The organism is Streptomyces sp. CRCS-T-1 (assembly GCF_024442335.1).
Taxonomy (GTDB): domain Bacteria; phylum Actinomycetota; class Actinomycetes; order Streptomycetales; family Streptomycetaceae; genus Streptomyces; species Streptomyces koelreuteriae.
Map to the genome: position 1 here is coordinate 2,062,594 of NZ_CP101651.1, position 17,711 is coordinate 2,080,304.

A 17,711-nucleotide genomic window follows, 5' to 3' on the forward strand; every position below is an offset into this window, starting at 1 on the left:
CGTCCCAGCGAATGCTGGAGACGGGGTATCAACATATCTGGCGTTGACTTTTGGCACGCTGTTGAGTTCTCAAGGAACGGTCGCTTCCTTTGTACTCACCCTCTCAGGCTTTCCTCCGGGCGCTTCCCTTCGGTCTTGCGTTTCCGACTCTATCAGATCTTTCCGATCCGATTTCCTCGGTGCTTTCCAGGTTCTCGCTTTCGCGTTTCCCTTTCCGGCGGTTCCGACTTTATCAGAAGTTCCTGAGTCGGATTTCCCCTCCCTCGGCCGAAGCATGATCCCCGGCGCTGAGTTGGCCGGGTGCCCCGTCGGGAGGAGTTGTAAACCTACTGGAGCGGGGCTCCTCGATGCAAATCGAGGAGCCCCGCTCCCAGTTGGCGCCCGCTCGGGCCCGACGGCCCGTCAGACGTCCACGACCACAGGCAGGATCATCGGCCGGCGCCGGTAGTTGTCCGAGACCCACTTGCCCAGCGTGCGGCGAACGAGCTGCTGGAGCTGGTGGGGTTCGACCACGCCGTCCTGGGCGGAGCGTTCGAGCACCTCCGTGATCCGGGGGGCCACGTCGCCGAAGGCCGAGTCCTCGATGCCGGAACCGCGGGCCTGGATGTGCGGGCCGCCGGTGATCTTCCCGGTGGAGGAGTCGATGACCACGAAGACCGAGATGATGCCCTCGTCGCCGAGGATCTTGCGGTCCTTGAGGGCCGGCTCGCCCACGTCCCCGACGGAGAGGCCGTCGACGTAGACATAGCCCGCCTGGACCTTGCCGGAGATCTTCGCCTTGCCCTCGATGAGGTCGACGACCACGCCGTCCTCGGCGATGACGATGCGGTCGTGCGGGACGCCGGTCAGGGCGCCCAGTTCGGCGTTGGCGCGCAGGTGGCGCCATTCGCCGTGCACCGGCATCAGGTTCTTCGGGCGGCAGATGTTGTAGAAGTACAGCAGCTCGCCCGCGGACGCGTGGCCGGAGACGTGGACCTTGGCGTTGCCCTTGTGGACCACGTTGGCGCCCCAGCGGGTGAGGCCGTTGATCACGCGGTAGACCGCGTTCTCGTTGCCGGGGATCAGGGACGACGCCAGGATCACCGTGTCGCCCTGGACGATCCGGATCTGGTGGTCCCTGTTGGCCATGCGGGACAGGGCCGCCATCGGTTCGCCCTGGGAGCCCGTGCAGACCAGGACCACCTCGCGGTCGGGAAGGTCGTCGAGCGTCTTGACGTCGACCACCAGGCCCGGCGGGACCTTCAGATAGCCCAGGTCCCGCGCGATGCCCATGTTGCGGACCATCGAGCGGCCGACGAAGGCGACCCTGCGGCCGTATTCGTTGGCCGCGTCCAGGATCTGCTGGATGCGGTGGATGTGGCTGGCAAAGCTCGCCACGATGATCCGCTTGCGGGCGTTCCCGAAGACCTGGTGCAGGACGTTGGAGATGTCCCGCTCGGGCGGGACGAACCCCGGGACCTCGGCGTTCGTCGAGTCGGAGAGGAGGAGGTCGATCCCTTCCTCGCTCAGACGTGCGAACGCGTGCAGGTCCGTCAGACGGTTGTCCAGCGGGAGCTGGTCCATCTTGAAGTCGCCCGTGTGGACGACCATGCCCGCCGGGGTGCGGATGGCCACGGCCAGCGCGTCCGGGATGGAGTGGTTGACCGCGACGAACTCGCAGTCGAAGGGGCCGATGCGCTCGCGGTGCCCTTCCGCCACCTCGAGGGTGTACGGACGGATGCGGTGCTCCTGGAGCTTGGCCTCGATGAGGGCGAGGGTCAGCTTGGAGCCGATCAGCGGGATGTCCGGCTTCTCGCGCAGGAGGAAGGGAACGGCGCCGATGTGGTCCTCGTGGCCGTGCGTGAGGACGATGCCCTCGATGTCGTCGAGGCGGTCCCTGATGGACGAGAAGTCCGGCAGGATCAGGTCGATTCCGGGCTGCTCCTCCTCGGGGAAGAGCACTCCGCAGTCGACGATCAGCAGGCGGCCGCCGTATTCGAAGACCGTCATGTTGCGGCCGATCTCACCGAGACCGCCGAGCGGGGTGACGCGCAGGCCGCCGTCGGGGAGCGGCGGGGGCGGGCCGAGTTCGGGATGCGGATGACTCAAAAGACTCTCCTCACCACACGCGCCACGTACCGGTAGGGCACGTGGCGCGCATGACGTTCGTGCAGATGCAGTTGTCTGTGTGGGGTGCGCGGGCACCGGTGGCCCGCTTATTCAGTTGTGAAGCACGCGCGCGGGGGTCCCGCGCGAAGTCTGATGTCAGAGCTGTACCCCGCCGGCGGCAAGATCGATCTTGAGTTGCTCGATCTCTTCGGGCGCGCACTCGACCATGGGGGCGCGCAGGGGCCCGGCGGGCAGGCCCTTCAGGGCGAGCGCCGCCTTGGTCGTCATCACGCCCTGGGTGCGGAACATGCCCGTGTAGACGGGGAGCAGCTTCTGGTGGATCTCGGTGGCCTTCTGGACGTCACCGGAGGTGTACGCCTCGACCAGGGCGCGCAGCTCGGGGGTGACCACGTGGCCGACGACCGAGACGAAGCCGACGGCGCCGACGGAGAGCAGCGGGAGGTTCAGCATGTCGTCGCCGGAGTACCAGGCGAGGCCGGAGGTGGCGATGGCCCAGCTCGCGCGGCCGAGGTCGCCCTTGGCGTCCTTGTTGGCGACGATGCGCGGGTGCTCGGCGAGGCGGACGAGCGTCTCGGTGTTGATCGGGACGCCGCTGCGGCCGGGGATGTCGTAGAGCATGACCGGCAGGCCGGCGGCGTCGGCGATGGCCGTGAAGTGCCGGTAGAGGCCCTCTTGCGGGGGCTTGTTGTAGTACGGCGTCACGACGAGCAGGCCGTGTGCGCCGGTGCGCTCCGCCGCGCGGGCCAGTTGGATGCTGTGGTGGGTGTCGTTGGTGCCGACGCCGGCCACGACGTAAGCGCGGTCGCCGACCGCTTCCAGGACCGCCCGTACGAGATCCGCTTTCTCCGCGTCGCTGGTGGTCGGGGACTCGCCGGTGGTCCCGTTGATGACCAGGCCGTCGTTGCCTGCGTCCACCAGGTGGGTGGCGAGCCGCTGCGCGCCGTCGAGGTCGAGTGCGCCGTCCGCCGTGAAGGGCGTGACCATGGCGGTGAGGACCCGCCCGAAGGGGGTCTGCGGAGTGGAGGTCGGAGCCATGGGTTACACGCTACTCGTTGCTCAGGACCGGGTCTGCCCTAGGGGCAGGCGACAAGTCGCGACAAAGGTGGAGCCCGGCACTGCCTGCTCGGGGGTTCAAGCAGTGCCGGACCCGTTCGATCAGGCTAAGTGAACTTCTCGAAATGCCGCAATACGGACACTTCGCACGGCTGAACCGTACATCTGTGCCTGATCGGGGAACCGGGCCGCGTTACGGCGCGACGCGTCCGTTCGCGTTGAAGGCGGCGTAGGTGAGCGGCATGAGCCGGGCCCACTCGGCCTCCATCTTCTCGCCGACCATCTCGATCTCGCGCTGCGGGAAGGAGGGGACCTTGGCCAGCTCGTGCTGGGTGCGCAGGCCGAGGAAGTGCATCAGCGAGCGGGCGTTGCAGGTGGCGTACATCGAGGAGTACAGGCCGACCGGGAGGACCGCGCGGGCGACCTCGCGGGCGACGCCGGCGGCGAGCATCTCCTGGTAGGCCTCGTACGCCTGCCGGTAGGAGTCCTCCATCACACGGCCGACCAGCTCCTGCTGGGCCTGGGTGCCCTCGACGAAGACGTACTTGCCGGGGCGGCCCTCCTGGACGAGCTTGCGGGACTCGTCGGGGACGTAGAAGACCGACTGGAGCTCCCGGTACCGGCCCGACTCCTCGTTGTACGACCAGCCCACGCGGTGCCGCATGAACTCGCGGAAGACGAAGATCGGGGCACTGATGAGGAAGGTCATCGAGTTGTGCTCGAAGGGGCTGCCGTGCCGGTCCCGCATCAGGTAGTTGATCAGGCCCTTGGAACGCTCGGGGTCCTTGCCCAGCTCCTCCAGGGACTGCTCGCCGAGGGTCGAGACGCGGGCGGCGAAGAGGACGTCCGCGTCGGACGCGGTGTGCTTGACCAGCTCGACGGTGACGTCACTGCGGTAGCTGGGCTTGGGGTCGTCGGCGGGGGTGTCGGTCACGGTTGGCAGGGCCTTCCCATCTCGTCGTGTGGCGACGTCACTCTACGGCCCGACGAAATCAGAGCGATCGGTGGCGTGCCGCAATGAAGTCGGTGAAACAGGGCACCTCTGAGGGAGTTCTTTCGTCTCTACTGATGAAAGTGATCCGTCCCACCTCCGAAGGAGAAGCACCCCTGATGTTCGGTCGGCGTGAACCCGTACCGTTTGCCTTCGTCGCCGAGGCCGACAGGTTCCGCAGCAATATCAATCCCCCACCGCGTGAGCGGCTGTCGGTCAGCCAGCAGGCCGGGCGCTGGCTGATGGGCCTGACCATCGTGGCGGGGCTCGTGGGTTCCCTGGTCGTCGGGACACCCGCGCTGTCCTCCGATCGCCCGGATTCGCATCCGCAGCAGTCGCAGGCGTCCCAGGACCACTGAGCGACCGCGGGCCGGTGGTGACTCCATCCGGCCCCCTGGCGGTGGTGACCGCGGAAACAGATCGGTAGCCTCACCGGGCACAGCCCACGCATGGATCGAGTGAGGACCAGCCGTGCCCCTGCCCTTCCTGACGGCCGACCGCGTTTTCGAGGCGGCGGACGACGTTCCGCTGCCGCACGAGGACCGTGACACCTGGCGGCGGCCGTACCGCCCCGGGCCGTGGCGGGTGGGGGCGGCGGCGCTGGCGCTGCTGCTCGCCTCGTTCGTGCTGTTCGCGGCGGTCATCATCGCGGCGACGGCCGAACCGGCCTCGGCCGGGCTGGTGTTCGCTCTCGCGCTGCTCGTCATCGCCGGTGCGCTGCGGCTGCTGCGCATGGGCGTGTGGGTGAGCGCGCGCGGGCTGCGGCACGTGGGTTTCCTCACGACGCGTACGGCGCCCTGGGCGCAGGTCGTCTCGGTGCGCACGGTGCAGCAGCCGGTGCGCTGGCTGGGGCTCCCCCGGACCCTGCAGGGCCAGGCGCTGCTGCTCGTCCGGCGGGGACAGGCCGCGGACGGTGTGCCGCCGCTGCTGACGACGCACAACGCGGACTTCCTGGGCCGCACGGAGGCCTTCGGGCGGGCGGCCGACGCGGTGCAGGCGTGGGCCGACGAGTACGGCCCGCGCTGACGTCCTGATGACATGCCGGCGGGGCCGGACCGTTCTCGGTCCGGCCCCGCCGGCATGTGTGCGTGCGGCTCAGGCGGCTTCGGGCCGCCTGCCGTCGTGCAGGGCGATCGCGCGTTGCATCGCCTTGCGGGCGCGCGGGGTGTCGCGGGCGTCGTGGTAGGCGACGGCAAGGCGGAACCAGGTGCGCCAGTCGCCGGGCGCGGCCTCCGTCTCGGCCTTGCGCCGGGCGAAGACCTCGTCGGCCGAGTCCCGGTCGATGCGCCCGCTGGGGGTGCGCTTCAGTTCGTCGACCGGCAGACCGCCCTCGGCGTCGAGTTCGGCGGCGAGCTGGTTGGCCCTGCGGACGAACTGGGTGTTCTTCCACAGGAACCACAGACCGATGACCGGCAGGATCAGCACCGCGACGCCGAAGGTCACGGTGAGGGGCGTGCCGGTCTCGATGAGCAGGACGCCGCGGCTGCCGACCAGGACGAAGTAGACGACCAGGACGGCGGCCGTGAGGGCGTAGGTGAGCTTCGCGCGCATGACGGTCAGGGGCTCAGCTCAGGTCCAGGAAGTGTTCCAGGCCGAAGGTCAGGCCGGGAACACTCCCCACGCGGCGGGCGCCGAGCAGGATGCCCGGCATGAAGCTGCTGTGGTGGAGCGAGTCGTGCCGGACCGTCAGGGTCTCGCCCTCGGCGCCGAGCAGGACCTCCTGGTGGGCCAGCAGACCGCGCAGCCGGACGGCGTGCACCGGGACGCCGTCGACGTCGGCGCCGCGGGCGCCGTCCAGGGCGGTGGTCGTGGCGTCGGGGGCCGGGGCGGTGCCGGCGGTGCGGCGGGCCTCGGCGATGAGCTGGGCGGTGCGCGTGGCGGTGCCGGAGGGGGCGTCCACCTTGTTCGGGTGGTGCAGCTCGACGACCTCGACGGACTCGAAGTACGGGGCGGCGAGCTGCGCGAACTTCATGGTCAGGACGGCGCCGATGGAGAAGTTCGGCGCGATGAGCACGCCGGTCGACGGGGACTTCGCCAGCCAGCTGTTGAGCTGCGCGAGGCGCTCGTCGGTCCAGCCGGTGGTGCCGACGACCGCGTGGATGCCGTGGCTCACGCAGTAGTCGAGGTTGGCCATGACCGAGTCGGGCGTGGTCAGTTCGACCACGACCTGGGCGCCGGTCTCGGCCAGCGTCTCCAGCTTGTCGCCCCGGCTCAGGGCGGCGACCAGTTCCATGTCCTCGGCGGCCTCGACGGCCCGGACGGCTTCCGAGCCGATCCGGCCCTTGGCGCCGAGGACCGCCACGCGCAGCTTGCTCATCTCTTGTGCTTCCTTCACCAGGGGGTTGTCAGGCGACGGCGTCGTGCAGGCGGGCCGCCTGTTTGTCCTTCAGCGGGCCGATGACCGACAGGGAAGGCCGCCGTCCCAGGATCTCGCGGGCGACCGAGCGGACGTCGTCCGGGGTGACCGACGTGATCCGGGCCAGCAGGTCGTCGACGGACATCTGCTCGCCCCAGCACAGCTCGCTCTTGCCGATACGGTTCATCAGCGCGCCGGTGTCCTCCAGGCCGAGGACCGTGGAGCCCCGGAGCTGGCCGATGGCGCGCCCGATCTCGTCGTCGGACAGGCCGTGCTCGGCGACCTGGTCGAGTTCGTCGCGGCAGATCTTCAGCACGTCGTGCACCTGGGAGGGGCGGCAGCCGGCGTACACGCCGAAGAGGCCGCAGTCGGCGAAGCCGGAGGTGTACGAGTACACGCTGTAGGCCAGGCCGCGCTTCTCGCGCACCTCCTGGAAGAGGCGGGACGACATGCCGCCGCCGAGCGCGGTGTTGAGCACGCCCAGGGCCCAGCGGCGCTCGTCCGTGCGGGCCAGGCCCGGCATGCCGAGCACGACGTGGGCCTGCTCGGTCTTGCGGTCGATCAGCTCCAGGCGGCCCGCGGTGCGCAGGGCGCGCCGGCCGCTGCGCGGGGCGACGGGCTCGGCGCTCGGTTCCCGGAAGGCTCCGGCCTTCTCGAAGGCGGCGCGGACCTGTCGTACGACCTTGGCGTGGTCGACGTTGCCCGCGCAGGCGACCACGAGGTGGGTCGGGTCGTAGTGCTTCTTGTAGAAGCGGCGGATGCGGTCGGCGGTGAGGGCGTTGACCGTGTCGACCGTGCCGAGGACCGGGCGGCCGAGGGGGTTGTCGCCGAACATCGTGTGCGCGAAAAGGTCGTGCACGCAGTCGCCCGGGTCGTCCTCGGTCATGGCGATCTCTTCGAGGATCGCGCCCCGCTCGACGTCGACGTCCTCCTCGAGGATCCGGGAGCCCGTGAGCATGTCGCAGACGACGTCGATGGCGAGCGGCAGGTCGGTGTCGAGGACACGCGCGTAGTAGCACGTGTACTCCTTCGCCGTGAACGCGTTCATCTCGCCGCCGACCGCGTCGATCGCGGCGGAGATGTCCAGGGCGGACCTGCGGTCGGTGCCCTTGAAGAGCAGGTGCTCCAGGTAGTGCGTGGCGCCGTTCAGAGCGGGGGTCTCGTCGCGGGAGCCGACGTGTGCCCAGATGCCGAAGGTGGCGGAGCGGACCGAGGGCAGGGTCTCGGTGACGATGCGCAGGCCGCCCGGGAGGGTGGTCTTGCGGACCGTGCCGATGCCGCTGGTGCCCTTGATCAGGGTTTGGGTACGGGCGACGGCCCGCGCCTCCGAGGAGGTGCGGGCCGTCGCCTTGGAGCTACTCGACGTCACTTGTCGGTGTCGTCCTTCGTCTCATCGTTCTCTTCGCCCTCGATGACCGGGATCAGGGAGAGCTTGCCGCGGGAGTCGATCTCGGCGATCTCGACCTGGACCTTCTGGCCCACACCGAGGACGTCCTCGACGTTCTCCACGCGCTTGCCGCCGGCGAGCTTGCGGATCTGCGAGATGTGCAGCAGACCGTCCTTGCCCGGGAGCAGCGACACGAACGCGCCGAAGGTGGTCGTCTTCACGACCGTGCCCAGGTAGCGCTCGCCGACCTCCGGCATGGTCGGGTTGGCGATGCCGTTGATCGTCGTACGAGCGGCCTCCGCGGAGGGGCCGTCGGCGGCACCGATGTAGATGGTGCCGTCGTCCTCGATGGTGATCTCGGCGCCGGTGTCCTCCTGGATCTGGTTGATCATCTTGCCCTTGGGGCCGATGACCTCACCGATCTTGTCCACGGGGATCTTGACGGTGATGATCCGCGGGGCGTTCGGGGACATCTCGTCCGGCGTGTCGATCGCTTCCATCATCACGTCGAGGATGTGGAGGCGGGCGTCACGGGCCTGCTTGAGAGCGGCGGCCAGGACGGAGGCCGGGATGCCGTCCAGCTTGGTGTCGAGCTGGAGGGCGGTCACGAAGTCCTTCGTGCCGGCGACCTTGAAGTCCATGTCGCCGAAGGCGTCCTCCGCACCGAGGATGTCGGTGAGGGTGACGTAGTGCGTCTCGCCCTCGATCTCCTGGGAGATCAGGCCCATGGCGATACCGGCGACCGGGGCCTTCAGGGGCACACCGGCGTTCAGCAGCGACATGGTGGAGGCGCAGACCGAGCCCATGGACGTCGAGCCGTTGGAGCTCAGCGCCTCGGAGACCTGGCGGATCGCGTAGGGGAACTCCTCGCGCGTCGGCAGGACCGGCACCAGGGCGCGCTCGGCGAGGGCGCCGTGGCCGATCTCGCGGCGCTTCGGGGAGCCGACGCGGCCGGTCTCGCCGGTGGAGTACGGCGGGAAGTTGTAGTTGTGCATGTAGCGCTTGCGCGTCACCGGCGACAGCGTGTCGAGCTGCTGCTCCATGCGGAGCATGTTCAGCGTCGTGACACCCAGGATCTGGGTCTCGCCACGCTCGAACACGGCGGAGCCGTGGACGCGCGGGATGGCCTCGACCTCGGCGGCCAGGGTGCGGATGTCGGTGACACCGCGGCCGTCGATGCGCTTCTTCTCCTTGATGACGCGCTCACGGACCAGGGTCTTGGTCAGCGAGCGGTACGCGGCGGAGATCTCCTTCTCGCGGCCCTCGAACTCCGGCAGGAGCTTCTCGGCGGCGAGCGCCTTGACGCGGTCCAGCTCGGACTCGCGCTCCTGCTTGCCGGCGATGGTCAGCGCGGAGGCGAGCTCCGGGCGGACGGCGGCGGTGAGCGCCTCGAGGACGTCGTCCTGGTAGTCCAGGAAGATCGGGAACTCGCCGGTCGGCTTGGCGGCCTTGGCGGCGAGGTCCGACTGGGCCTTGCAGAGGACCTTGATGAAGGGCTTCGCGGCGTCCAGACCGGCGGCGACGACCTCCTCGGTCGGCGCCTCGACGCCGCCCTCGACCAGCTTGATGGTCTTGTCGGTGGCCTCGGCCTCGACCATCATGATCGCGACGTCGCCGTCCTCCAGGACACGGCCGGCGACGACCATGTCGAAGGCGGCGTCCTCGAGCTCGGTGTGCGTCGGGAAGGCCACCCACTGGCCGCGGATCAGCGCGACGCGGACGCCGCCGATCGGGCCGGAGAAGGGCAGGCCGGCCAGCTGCGTGGACGCGGAGGCGGCGTTGATCGCCACGACGTCGTACAGGTGGTCGGGGTTGAGCGCCATGATCGTGGCGACGACCTGGATCTCGTTGCGCAGGCCCTTCTTGAAGGACGGGCGCAGCGGGCGGTCGATCAGGCGGCAGGTGAGGATGGCGTCCTCGGAGGGACGGCCCTCACGGCGGAAGAAGCTGCCGGGGATCTTGCCGGCGGCGTACATCCGCTCCTCGACGTCCACCGTCAGGGGGAAGAAGTCGAGCTGGTCCTTGGGGTTCTTGGAGGCGGTGGTGGCCGACAGCACCATGGTGTCGTCGTCCAGGTACGCCACGGCGGAGCCGGCGGCCTGCTTGGCCAGGCGGCCCGTCTCGAAGCGGATGGTGCGGGTGCCGAAGGCGCCATTGTCGATGACGGCCTCGGCGTAGTGGGTCTCGTTCTCCACTAGCGTTATCTCCTCGTCTTCGTCTCCTGCTGCCCGTGTGGCAGGGAGACGGTTGCGGAGAGCGCGCCGGGCTGTGCGGGCCGGTCTTCGATCGAAGCACCCGGGGCTCGCATTCCCCCGGGGGCCACTACCGAGGACCGGCGGCGGCTAGGTGCGCTTCTCCTCGTTCTGTGTCGTACGTCCTGTGTCGTACGACATGCGTTGTGCTACCACACTACAAAGCGGTGGTGACACTCCGCACGTACAGCAAAGGGAGCGGTCCCCTTTCCCCGGGAACCGCTCCCCTCACGACGTCTTACTTGGCGCCCGCCGCACCACGGCGGATGCCGAGGCGGTCGACCAGCGCACGGAAGCGCTGGATGTCCTTCTTCGCCAGGTACTGGAGAAGGCGGCGACGCTGACCCACGAGGATCAGCAGACCACGGCGGGAGTGGTGGTCGTGCTTGTGGGTCTTGAGGTGCTCGGTCAGGTCCGAGATGCGGCGCGAGAGCATGGCGACCTGGACCTCGGGGGAGCCGGTGTCGCCCTCCTTCTGGCCGAACTCGGTGATGATCTGCTTCTTCGTAGCGGCGTCGAGCGGCACGCGTACTCCTCGTAGTCTGTGATGGCCACCGAGTGCCCCCGGTCTGTGTCTCGGGGGAGCTTCCGTTACTCGGGAGGCGGGGATCCGCTGGGCGCGGCCTCCAGGGCGGTGAGCTCCGGGGGTGCGTACACAAACGGCCGTCGGCCAGGGTACCAGGTGGTCAGGGGCGCCTTCGCCCCGGTTCCCGAACCTCCCGGCCGGGACGGAGGGGGCCACTAGGGTGAGCGGGTTCGGATCGTCCGTACGTCGATGATCCGCACTTCGGGAACGGGTACGTCGGGAAGGGGTCGCTGCGGCATGGCGGAGACGGCTGAGGAGATCAAGGCACGCAAGGAGCGGGAGCGGGACGAGCTCTACGCCCTGGACATCTCCGGTGTGGAGTGGCACAGCGCGCCGGGCACCGAGGAGCACGAGGAGCGGGTCGAGATCGCGTATCTGCCCGAGGGGGCCGTGGCGATGCGGTCCTCGCTCGACCCGGACACGGTGCTGCGCTACACGGAGGCGGAGTGGCGGGCGTTCGTGCTGGGGGCGCGGGACGGCGAGTTCGATCTTGAGCCTGGGGCGCACAACGGGGGCTCCCCGGCGGAGGCCGGGCAGGAGTAGTCGTCGCGGAGCACGACGGGGCGAGGGGTGAGCCGGTGACCGGCCGCCCCTCGTCGCCTTTTCGTGAGTCGCCCTTTTTCGTGACCTCAAGGCACCTTCCCGGCAAGGTGGTTCGAGGTTCTTCACGTTTATCGCCCTGTTTGTTCACCAAAGTGTGTGCTGTGTACGTCACTTCCGGGCAGCTTCTGAGCAGGTTGTGACGCGGCGGACAGGCGCTCGGGGGTGGACGGGCCTGCCGGGGCGGGGCTTGTGGTGATTAGGCTGGGACGGGGCGCCACGTCAGAACCCGTGGAGTGGGCGTCGGTGCCCCAGGGGGAGAGCGGGGGCGCCTGTGCATCGGACGACCTCGGACGACCTCGGTACGCCTCAAATCGACTTCGTACGACGTCGGACGACAAGCAAGGGTCGCCCCAGCACGGCATGAGGGTGCTCGACCACACCAGGAGGAACACTGTGAGCAGCGATCGGGACGGGATCCGCGGGGGCTGGGCGACACCCGGCGATGACCAGCCCGACGCGGAGTCCGCAGCAGAGGTGACGGGCGAGTTCACCATCGACTACGCGCCGCCCGCCTGGTACACGCAGAACGCCTCGGCGAGTTCGAGCTCGGGGCAGGGGGCGGGTGCGTCCGAGGACTCCAGCGCTTCCGGGGCGCCCGCGAACTCCGGGGGGTCCGGGGCGCCGACGGGGGCTTCCGGGCCGACGGGGGTCTCCGGGCCGCCGAAGGGGCCGGTGCCGCCGCTGCCCGGGCTCACTCCGCCGCCGCACGCGAACGCTTCCGCCGGGACCTCGTCCCTTCCGGGGCAGTCCTCTGGTCCGGCTCCGGCGCAGGGGCCTGCTCCGGCGCCCGGGGCGCCTTTCACGCCGCCCGCGCCGTCGCCCGCTCCGGGCGCTCCGTTCACGCCGCCCGCGTCCCCCGCGCCGGGTGCGCCGTTCACGCCGCCCGCGCCTTCTGGTGAGGGTCCTTCCGCCGTTCCCAGGCTTCCGATGCAGGGCGGTTTCGAGCCGCAGGTGCCGCAGCCTCAGGGGCGGCCCGAGACGCCCGCGGCTGATCCGGCCTCTCCTACGGCCGTGCCGAACATCCCCGTCGGTGGGTTCCAGGCGCAGTGGACGCCGTCGGCTCCGCCGGAGGCACCAGCCGAGGCGCCTGCCGCGCCTGCCACGCCGGAGCAGCCTCCGGTGGCTTCGGCCTCGCCGGCCGCCCCGGCCGCCGAGGAGGCCGAGTCGGAGAACGGTGATCTGGAGAGCGGTGCCACCATGCGCTTCTCCGCCGTCGCCCTGAAGCGGGAGATCGCGGAGCGGGCCGCCGAGGCGGAGGCGCGGCTGGAGCCGGTGGGCGAGGAGCAGGACAAGAGCGAGGACGAGGACGAGGACCAGGAATCGGGCGGTGACGTCGAGGGTGCGCCCTCCGACGGTGCCGACGAGGACGAGGACGGCGGTTCCTCCGAGCCCGCCGATGCGGTGGACGCGGTGGACGTGGCTGATGCCGAGGACGAGGTCTCGGCTTCGGAGGACGCGGTAGCGGAGGCCGAGCCCGACGAGGCCGTGTCGCAGGACGCCGAACCTCAGGACTGGGTGCCCGCGCCTCCAGCTCCCCCGACTCCCCCGGCTCCCGAGGCCGACGCCGTGGCCGTGGCCGTGGAGGAGGACTCCGCTGCTCCCGAGCCCGCCGACGAGGAGCCCACGGACGCGGAGCCCACGGATTCCGTGCCCACGGACGCCGTTCCCGAGGACAGCGTTCCGGAGGACGCCGTCGGGCCGGTTGCGGCCGATGCCCCGCCCGCCTGGACTCCCCCGGCCCCGCAGGGCGTGCCGCCGCTGCCGCCGTCGTACCAGCCCGCCGCACCGGTGCCCGCGAACCAGTGGCCCGCGCAGCCGCAGGCCCAGCCCGCAGCCCCGGACGCCCCGGCTCAGCCGCAGCCGACGGCCGCGCAGGGGCAGCCGCCCGTGCCGCCCCAGCCGTCGGTACCGGCCCAGCAGCCGCCGTTCCAGCAGCCCCAGGCGCCGCAGCCCGCGCCTGCCGCCTGGAACCAGGGCGCGCCGACGCCGCCGCACCAGCCGCCCGGCCAGCCCGCACCGCAGCCCGGAGGTTACGGCTTCCCGCAGCAGGGCGGTCCGGCCCCGGCCGCGCCCGACGCACAGGGCGGCTACGGCTTCCCGCACCCGGGCGCACCCGCCCCCGCTGCCCAGCAGCCGGGCACCCCGCCGGCCCCCGCGCCCCACGCGCACGGCGGGTACGGCTTCCCGCAGCAAGGCGCTCCCACCGCCCAGGGCGGATACGGCTTCCCCCACCCCGGCGCCCCGGCAGCCCCGGCCCCGGCCGCTCAGCAGCCCCCGGCCCCACAGCCCGAGGTCCCGCCTGCCCCTGCACCCAACCCGCAGGGCGGCTACGGCTTCCCGCAGCAGGGCGCACCCGCCCCCGCTGCCCAGCAGCCCGATGTCCCGCCGACCCCCGCACCCAACCCGCAGGGCGGCTACGGCTTCCCGCAGCAGGGTGGGCCCGCCCCCGCTGCCCAGCAGCCCGACACCCCGCCCACCCCCGCGCCCCACCCGCAGGGCGGCTACGGCTTCCCGCAGCAGGGTGGGCCCGCTCCTGCCGGGCCCGGCCCGGAGGGCGGATACGGCTTCCCCCAGCAGCCCCCGGCCCAGCCTCAGCCCCAGCCCGGCGTGCCCCCGCAGGCGCAGCCGCCGCACGCGCAGCCGCCGTACCCCGGGCAGGCCGAGCAGCCCGGGCACCCCGGGCAGCAGCCCGTGGACCCGCGGACCGGGGCCGCCTGGCCGCAGCCCATGCAGCATGACCAGCGGCAGCCGACCAACCCCGGGGCCGCCCCGCTCGGTTACACCGCCGCCGTGGAGCTGTCGTCCGACCGGCTGCTCAACAGCAAGAAGCAGAAAGCGAAGAGCAGCCGTCCGGCGGCCGGTGGCGGTCGGTTCAAGATCGGTGGCAAGAAGGAGGAGGCCGAGCGGCAGCGGAAGCTGGACCTGATCCGCACGCCCGTGCTGTCCTGCTACCGGATCGCCGTGATCAGCCTCAAGGGCGGCGTGGGCAAGACGACCACGACCACCGCGCTCGGCTCCACGCTCGCCACCGAGCGGCAGGACAAGATCCTCGCGATCGACGCCAACCCGGACGCCGGCACCCTCGGGCGCCGTGTGCGTCGGGAGACCGGGGCCACCATCCGTGACCTGGTCCAGGCGATCCCGCACCTCAACTCGTACATGGACATCCGGCGCTTCACGTCCCAGGCCCCGTCCGGGCTGGAGATCATCGCCAACGACGTCGACCCGGCCGTGTCCACGACCTTCAACGACGAGGACTACCGGCGCGCGATCGACGTGCTGGGCAAGCAGTACCCGGTGATCCTCACCGACTCCGGTACCGGTCTGCTCTACAGCGCCATGCGCGGTGTGCTGGACCTCGCCGACCAGCTCATCATCATCTCGACGCCGTCCGTGGACGGTGCGAGCAGCGCGAGCACGACGCTGGACTGGCTGTCCGCGCACGGGTACTCCGACCTCGTCTCGCGGTCCCTCACCGTCATCTCCGGGGTGCGCGAGACCGGAAAGATGATCAAGGTCGAGGACATCGTGTCGCACTTCGAGACGCGCTGCCGCGGTGTCGTCGTCGTGCCGTTCGACGAGCATCTCTCCGCCGGTGCCGAGGTCAACCTCGACATGATGCGGCCGAAGGTGCGGGAGGCGTACTTCAACCTCGCGGCGCTGATCGCCGAGGACTTCACCCGCCACCAGCAGGCGCACGGCCTGTGGACCTCCGACGGCAACCCGCCGCCGGTGGCCGCCCCGCCGCTGCCCGGCCAGCAGGTCCCGGGCCAGGCCCCGTACCCCGGCCAGCCGGGCCCCGAGCAGCAGGTTCCCGGGCAGCCGGTTCCGGGTCAGCCAGGCCCGTACCCGCAGCAGCCACAGCACCCGCAGCCGCAGCCCGGTCAGCCGTACGCGCAGCCCGGTCAGCCGTACCCCCAGCCGGGCCAGCCCCCGGCCCAGCCGGGTCAGCCGTATCCGCAGGCCGCCGGTCAGCCACCGTACCCGCAGCCGGGCCAGCCGGGCCCGTATCCGCAGCAGCCACAGCCCGGCCAGCCCTACGCCCAGCCCGGACAGCCGTACGCGCAGCCCGGACAGCCCCCGGCCGCGCCCCCGCAGCCGGGGTACGGCTACCCCCAGCAGGGCCAGCCCCCGGCCCAGCCGGGTCAGCCCGGTTACCCGGCTCAGCCCGACGGGCAGACCCCGCCGCCTCCGCCTCCGACGCAGTAATCGCCTCACCCGATCGGCCCCTTTCGAGGGGCCGTTCGCCTTTGCGGCCCGCGCCGTTCCCACTCGGCGCGGGCTTCGGCGCGTTCAGGGGCGAAATCCGTTGCCAGCCCCTGGCCAGGAGGGCGTCAGTGGTCTCGACCAATGGGTGCGGAAAGCTCGCCAATTCGTTATTTCCGCAGGCCACAAGGGGTGAGCGTGCCGTTGACGGGTGGAGACGGCCGCTGGTACACACACATCAAACGTCTGACAGCTGATCAACCCGTCCTTCCCGTCCGAGCGATGACGCGAGGTCCGACCATGGGCACGAACGATCAGACACGCAGCCTCCCGCGCGGCCTCCGGCTCGTCGCCGTGGCCGGGGCGGCCGCGCTCACCCTCACCGCCGGGCTCGCGACCCCGCTCGATCCGGCGCCCCGGCAGGCCGGGGCGGCCGACGACGGCAAGGTGCTGACCGTCGCGGTGGCGCAGAGCGTGGACTCGCTCAGCCCGTTCCTGGCGGTGCGGCTGCTCAGTACGAGCATTCACCGGCTCATGTACGAGTACCTGACCAACTACGACCCCAAGGACAACCACGCCATCCCGGGCCTGGCCACCAAGTGGGAGTCGTCGGCGGACAAGCTGACCTGGACGTACACGATCCGCTCCAACTCCAAGTGGTCGGACGGCAAGCAGGCCACCGCCGAGGACGCGGCGTGGACGTTCAACAAGATGATGACCGACGACGGCGCGGCCACGGCGAACGGCAGCTACGTCGGCAATTTCAAGAAGGTGACGGCCCCGAGCCCCACCGAGCTGGTCATCGAGCTGAAGAAGCCGCAGGCCACGATGACCTCGCTCGATGTGCCGATCGTGCCGAGGCACGTGTGGGAGAAGGTCTCGGACTTCTCCGAGTTCAACAACGACAAGAGCTTCCCCGTAGTCGGGAACGGGCCGTTCACGCTGACCGGCTACAAGGCCGACAGCTACGTCCGGCTCAAGGCGAACAAGGGCTTCTGGCGCGGGACGCCGAAGTTCGACGAGGTCGTCTTCCGCTACTACAAGGACCAGGACGCGGCGGTGTCGGCGCTGCGCAAGGGCGAGGTGTCCTTCGTCGCCGGGTCGCCGTCCCTGACCCCCGCTCAGGCGGCGTCCCTGGAGGGCGCGGACAACATCCAGGTCAACGACGCTCCCGGCCGCCGCTTCTACGCGCTCGCCACCAACCCGGGCGCGAAGGCGAAGAACGGCAAGAAGTTCGGCGACGGCCATCCCTCCCTGCTGGACCAGCGGGTGCGCAACGCGCTGTTCATGGCCGTCGACCGCGAGGCCATCATCGAAAAGGTGTTCCAGGGACACGCGGTCGAGGGCGAGGGGTATATCCCGCCGCGCTTCCAGAACTACTTCTGGAAGCCGTCCGCCGACCAGAAGCTGGCGTACGACCCGGCCGAGGCGGCCCGGCTGCTCGACCAGGCGGGCTACAAGAAGAACGGCGACGGCAAGCGCGTCGGCAAGGACGGCAAGCCGATCAGCTACCGCGTGCTGTGCCACGCCACCGACCCGAACGACAAGGCGGTCGGCAAGTACCTCCAGGAGTGGTGGGGCGAGCTCGGCATCGGCGTCCAGCTCAACTGCCTGGACAACGTCACCGACCCCTGGCTCGCCGGGAAGTACGACCTGGCGTTCGACGGCTGGTCGGTCAACCCCGACCCGGACTTCGTGATGTCCATCCACACCTGCGGCGCCCTCCCGGCGACCCCCGAGGACACGGGTGCGACGGACAACTTCATCTGCGACAAGACGTACGACGAGCTCTACGCCCGGCAGCTCGCCGAGTACGACCCCGCCAAACGGGCGGACATCGTCAAGCAGATGGAGTCGCGGCTGTACGACCTCGGGTACATGAACGTCATGGCGTATCCGAACGCGGTCGAGGCCTACCGGACGGACCAGATCAAGTCGATCACCACCATGCCGGCGAAGGCGGGGAACATCTACGGCCAGGACGGCTACTGGAGCTGGTGGTCGGCGGTCCCGGCCGACTCCGGCGGGTCGTCGGACAACGCGTCCTCGACCGGGGTCGTGGTCGGGATCGTCGCCGCTGTCGTGGTCCTCGCCGGGCTCGGCGGTTTCGCTGCCCTGCGGCGGCGGGCCACCGCCGAGGACCGCGAGTAGCGCGGGCGAGCGGGCAT

The 17,711-nt window shown here is 70.5% G+C and carries 13 protein-coding genes; 5 read left to right on the top strand and 8 right to left on the bottom strand.

Annotated elements, in window-relative coordinates; translation table 11 throughout:
• Window positions 1-402: 402 nt before the first annotated feature.
• The 3 genes from NNW99_RS09040 to thyX all read right to left on the bottom strand — a co-directional run bounded on the left by NNW99_RS09040 (window position 403) and on the right by thyX (window position 4,096).
• A complete protein-coding gene (locus tag NNW99_RS09040; protein ID WP_215118188.1) occupies window positions 403-2,088 on the bottom strand; it encodes a ribonuclease J in 1,686 nt (561 codons plus the stop codon).
• 156 nt (window positions 2,089-2,244) lie between these two features.
• Window positions 2,245-3,144, bottom strand: coding sequence for a 4-hydroxy-tetrahydrodipicolinate synthase (gene dapA, locus NNW99_RS09045; protein ID WP_215118189.1), 900 nt, complete (start codon window positions 3,142-3,144; stop codon window positions 2,245-2,247).
• A 211-nt stretch (window positions 3,145-3,355) separates the two neighbouring features.
• Window positions 3,356-4,096 carry an FAD-dependent thymidylate synthase gene (gene thyX / locus NNW99_RS09050; protein WP_215118190.1) on the bottom strand — a complete coding sequence of 247 codons (741 nt, stop codon included), beginning with the start codon at window positions 4,094-4,096 and terminating at the stop codon, window positions 3,356-3,358.
• 176 nt (window positions 4,097-4,272) lie between these two features.
• On the opposite strand from thyX, the gene NNW99_RS09055 reads away from it, so the two are divergent.
• Complete coding sequence (locus NNW99_RS09055; protein ID WP_215124213.1) at window positions 4,273-4,512, top strand: hypothetical protein; 240 nt, start codon at window positions 4,273-4,275, stop codon at window positions 4,510-4,512.
• Window positions 4,513-4,624: 112 nt separating this feature from the next.
• Window positions 4,625-5,179: a hypothetical protein gene (locus NNW99_RS09060; protein WP_215118191.1), complete on the top strand. Its 555-nt coding sequence runs from the start codon at window positions 4,625-4,627 to the stop codon at window positions 5,177-5,179.
• Window positions 5,180-5,248: 69 nt separating this feature from the next.
• On the opposite strand, the gene NNW99_RS09065 is transcribed toward NNW99_RS09060, so the two are convergent.
• The 5 genes from NNW99_RS09065 to rpsO all read right to left on the bottom strand — a co-directional run bounded on the left by NNW99_RS09065 (window position 5,249) and on the right by rpsO (window position 10,674).
• Complete coding sequence (locus NNW99_RS09065; protein ID WP_215118192.1) at window positions 5,249-5,704, bottom strand: hypothetical protein; 456 nt, start codon at window positions 5,702-5,704, stop codon at window positions 5,249-5,251.
• 13 nt (window positions 5,705-5,717) lie between these two features.
• Entirely contained in the window at window positions 5,718-6,470 is a 753-nt protein-coding gene (gene dapB / locus NNW99_RS09070; protein WP_215118193.1) for a 4-hydroxy-tetrahydrodipicolinate reductase, read from the bottom strand.
• Window positions 6,471-6,498: 28 nt separating this feature from the next.
• A complete protein-coding gene (locus NNW99_RS09075; RefSeq protein WP_215118194.1) occupies window positions 6,499-7,878 on the bottom strand; it encodes a pitrilysin family protein in 1,380 nt (459 codons plus the stop codon).
• Window positions 7,875-10,091: a polyribonucleotide nucleotidyltransferase gene (locus NNW99_RS09080; RefSeq protein WP_215118195.1), complete on the bottom strand. Its 2,217-nt coding sequence runs from the start codon at window positions 10,089-10,091 to the stop codon at window positions 7,875-7,877. Before NNW99_RS09080 ends, NNW99_RS09075 begins: the two co-directional genes overlap by 4 nt.
• Before the next feature lie 295 nt (window positions 10,092-10,386).
• Window positions 10,387-10,674 (bottom strand): 30S ribosomal protein S15, encoded by a 288-nt coding sequence (rpsO, locus tag NNW99_RS09085; RefSeq protein ID WP_003993372.1) that lies wholly within the window; start codon window positions 10,672-10,674, stop codon window positions 10,387-10,389.
• 297 nt (window positions 10,675-10,971) lie between these two features.
• On the opposite strand from rpsO, the gene NNW99_RS09090 reads away from it, so the two are divergent.
• From NNW99_RS09090 to NNW99_RS09100, 3 genes are all read left to right on the top strand, one after another.
• Window positions 10,972-11,277, top strand: a complete 306-nt coding sequence (locus NNW99_RS09090; RefSeq protein WP_215118196.1) for a DUF397 domain-containing protein — start codon at window positions 10,972-10,974, stop codon at window positions 11,275-11,277.
• 420 nt (window positions 11,278-11,697) lie between these two features.
• Window positions 11,698-15,546, top strand: a complete 3,849-nt coding sequence (locus NNW99_RS09095; protein WP_370869124.1) for an SCO5717 family growth-regulating ATPase — start codon at window positions 11,698-11,700, stop codon at window positions 15,544-15,546.
• 297 nt (window positions 15,547-15,843) lie between these two features.
• Window positions 15,844-17,694 (top strand): ABC transporter substrate-binding protein, encoded by a 1,851-nt coding sequence (locus NNW99_RS09100; protein ID WP_215118198.1) that lies wholly within the window; start codon window positions 15,844-15,846, stop codon window positions 17,692-17,694.
• Window positions 17,695-17,711: the final 17 nt, after the last annotated feature.

Excerpts from the sequence above, each read along its gene's own strand:
- dapA (WP_215118189.1), bottom strand. The coding sequence starts at position 3,144 with ATGGCTCCGACCTCCACTCCGCAGACCCCCTTCGGGCGGGTCCTCACC.
- NNW99_RS09055 (WP_215124213.1), top strand. The coding sequence starts at position 4,273 with ATGTTCGGTCGGCGTGAACCCGTACCGTTTGCCTTCGTCGCCGAGGCC.
- NNW99_RS09065 (WP_215118192.1), bottom strand. The coding sequence starts at position 5,704 with ATGCGCGCGAAGCTCACCTACGCCCTCACGGCCGCCGTCCTGGTCGTC.
- dapB (WP_215118193.1), bottom strand. The coding sequence starts at position 6,470 with ATGAGCAAGCTGCGCGTGGCGGTCCTCGGCGCCAAGGGCCGGATCGGC.
- NNW99_RS09090 (WP_215118196.1), top strand. The coding sequence starts at position 10,972 with ATGGCGGAGACGGCTGAGGAGATCAAGGCACGCAAGGAGCGGGAGCGG.
- NNW99_RS09095 (WP_370869124.1), top strand. The coding sequence starts at position 11,698 with ATGAGGGTGCTCGACCACACCAGGAGGAACACTGTGAGCAGCGATCGG.
- NNW99_RS09100 (WP_215118198.1), top strand. The coding sequence starts at position 15,844 with ATGGGCACGAACGATCAGACACGCAGCCTCCCGCGCGGCCTCCGGCTC.